5 protein-coding genes are annotated in these 2,838 nt (G+C 68.4%); all 5 read left to right on the forward strand.

Translation table 11 applies throughout. The features are described 5' to 3' along the window. Positions 1–10: 10 nt before the first annotated feature. The gene (locus AC1DYI_RS31595) at positions 11–685 is read left to right on the forward strand and encodes an ABC transporter ATP-binding protein (RefSeq protein ID WP_477208072.1); all 675 of its coding nucleotides are present in this window, start codon (positions 11–13) and stop codon (positions 683–685) included. Positions 686–689: 4 nt separating this feature from the next. Continuing rightward, complete coding sequence (locus AC1DYI_RS31600) at positions 690–1,169, forward strand: preprotein translocase subunit YajC (protein ID WP_477208068.1); 480 nt, start codon at positions 690–692, stop codon at positions 1,167–1,169. Between the two features lie 51 nt (positions 1,170–1,220). Further along, a complete protein-coding gene (locus AC1DYI_RS31605; protein WP_477208069.1) occupies positions 1,221–2,045 on the forward strand; it encodes a TatD family hydrolase in 825 nt (274 codons plus the stop codon). Continuing rightward, entirely contained in the window at positions 2,042–2,575 is a 534-nt protein-coding gene (locus AC1DYI_RS31610; protein ID WP_477208070.1) for a DNA-deoxyinosine glycosylase, read from the forward strand. Before AC1DYI_RS31605 ends, AC1DYI_RS31610 begins: the two co-directional genes overlap by 4 nt. Before the next feature lies 1 nt (position 2,576). Continuing rightward, on the forward strand, positions 2,577–2,838 hold a 262-nt coding region (locus AC1DYI_RS31615; RefSeq protein ID WP_477208071.1), incomplete at its 3' end, for an enoyl-CoA hydratase/isomerase family protein.

Genomic DNA, 2,838 nt, shown 5'->3' on the forward strand with positions numbered 1-2,838 from the left:
GCAGAGCGCCGTGCTGGTAGCCCAGGCGCTGACGAAGCGCTTCCACGAAGGCCCGCTCGACGTGCAGGTGCTGCAGGGCGTGGACCTGACAGTGCAACGCGGCGAAACGCTGGCCATCGTCGGCGCCTCCGGATCCGGCAAGAGCACGCTGCTGCACCTGCTGGGTGGGCTCGATGCGCCCAGCAGCGGCCACGTCACGCTGATGAGCCGTCGCATCGACGAGATGGGTGCAGCCGAACAAGGCCTGTGGCGCAACCAGCACCTGGGCTTCGTCTACCAGTTTCACCACCTGCTGCCCGAGTTCAGTGCACTCGACAACGTGGCGATGCCGCTGCGCATCCGCCGCATGTCGGTGCCCCAGGCGCATGAAAAGGCGCGCGCTGCACTGGCCGAAGTGGGCCTGGGCGAGCGGGTGATGCACCGTCCGGGCGAGTTGTCGGGCGGCGAGCGTCAGCGTGTGGCGCTGGCCCGCGCGCTGGTGACCGACCCGGCCTGCGTGCTGGCCGACGAGCCCACCGGCAACCTCGACCGCGACACCGCCGACCGTGTCTTTGCCTTGATGCTGACGCGCGCACGCGAACGCGGACTGGCCTTCGTTCTCGTCACACACGATCAGACCCTGGCCGCACGCTGCGATCGCCGCTTGCAGCTCGACGCTGGTCGCCTGCCCACGACCGTCGTCTGAGCCGATGCGCTTTTCGGAGCTGAACCCGCTCGCGATCATCGTGCCGGTGATCATTGCGGTGGTGCTGCTTGCGATCCGCATGTACGTGCTGCTGCGCGTGCGCCACAAGCGGCAACGCGAAGCGCGGCAGGAGGCCGAGCGGCTGCGCTATCTGGTGATCGCCTACCGCTCGTTGGCCGGTTCGTTTACACCCGCCACCGGCGACCACCGGGGGCAGATGGAAGAGGCGCTGGCCGATGTCGTGTTGTTCGGCTCGATCCGCCAGGTCGAACTGGCGGCGGCCTGCGTGCAGGTGCTGATGCTCGGCGAGCCGGTCGATTACCAGCCGCTGATCGAGGAACTTCGAAGCGACCTGCGCACCCAACTGGGGTTGGACCCGATCCCCGAGACCTTGTCATTACCGCTCTCGGGCCCCGGGCGCCCGCCGCGGCCGCCCCAGGGCGAGGGGCGGGGCGGCAACGCGCGGATGCGTCCGCCGATGTGAGCTTGGCCGCGCAGGCCAATCGGGTGCCGTACGAGCAGGTGAACCGCGACGATGTGGATCGACACGCACTGCCATCTTGATGCCGCCGAGTTCGACGCCGACCGCGACGCGGTGGTTGCGCGCGCGCAGTCGGCCGGTGTGACGATGCAGGTGCTGCCGGCTGTCGAGGTGGCTAACTTCGAAGCGGTGCGCGAGTTGGCCCATCGGCACAACCTGACGTATGCCCTGGGCATTCACCCTTTGTGCGTCGACCGTGCCAAGCCGGACGATCTGGACCGCCTGGCCGAGGCGCTGGCGCGCTGGCGCGATGACCCGAGGTTGGTCGCGGTCGGTGAGATTGGGCTCGACTTCTTCGTCGCCGGCCTGAGCCGTGAGCAGATGGAGCGCTTCTACGTCGGCCAGTTGAAGCTCGCGCGCGATGCGGGACTGCCGGTGCTGCTGCATGTGCGGCGCTCAGCCGACATTCTGTTGAAGCACCTGCGCCAGATCGAGGTGCCCGGTGGCATCGGCCACGCGTTCAACGGCAGCAGTCAGCAGGCGGCGGCGTTTGTCGAACGCGGCTTCCGGCTCGGCTTCGGTGGTGCGATGACCTTCGATCGGGCGCTGAACATTCGCGAGCTGGCGTCCGAGGTGCCAGGTCATGCGCCGGTGCTGGAGACCGACTCGCCCGACATCCCGCCGCATTGGCTGTACCGCACCRCAGCCCAGCGTGCCGAGGGCCAGACCAGCCGCAACGAGCCGAGTGAGTTGCCGCGCGTCGCGCAGACGCTGGCCGAGCTGCGTGGCTGGTCGCTCGAAGAGACGGCCGCGCGTACCAATGCCAATGCGTGGGCGGCGCTGCCGCGGCTGGCCGCATTGATGGGCGAGGCCGCATGAGCGCTTCAACCGACGAGCGGCCCCGCCTGGTGGGCCTGGCGCCAGTGATTGCGCCCAACACCAGGCTGGTGGTGCTGGGCAGTTTTCCCGGTGCCGCGTCGCTGAAGGCCCAGCAGTACTACGGCCACCCGCGCAACCATTTCTGGCCCATCGTCGGCGCGCTGCTGGGCACCGACCTGCTGGCGATGCCTTACGACGAGCGGCTGGCCACGATCCGTGAGCGGGGCCTGGGCCTGTGGGATGTCTACGCCGCCTGTCTGCGCGAAGGCAGTCTGGACAGTGCAATCGAAGCCGCCGAACACAACGATCTCGGCCAACTGCGACAGCTTGCGCCGGGCCTGGTGGCCATTGCCCACAACGGCGGTGAATCGGCGCGCAGCATGCGCATCACACAGGCGTTAGGCTTGCCGGTCCACCGCCTGCCGTCAACCAGCCCGGCCAACGCGAGCTGGAGCTTCGAGCGCAAGCTTGCGGCGTGGCGCGTGGCGTTTGAAGCCTGCGGACTGACCCCCGCATTCAAGGAGCGCTGACATGATCGTTGCCCAGATCGACGGTGCGGTGCGTGTCATCACGCTCTCGCGTCCCGACAAGCTCAACGCGCTGACGATGTCGATGACGGTGGATCTGCTGCGCGAGCTGCGGGCGGCGATGGCCGATCCTGTCGTGCGTGTGCTGCTGATCCACGGCGCCGGTGCCTCGTTCTGCGCCGGCAAGGACAAGGCCGAACCCGGTGCGCCGGTCTTCGCCGCGCTGCTGCAGTCGATCGCCGAGACCTTGATGGACGGGCCGAAAC

The sequence above is a fragment of the Ideonella sp. P3_A4 genome (assembly GCF_056403075.1).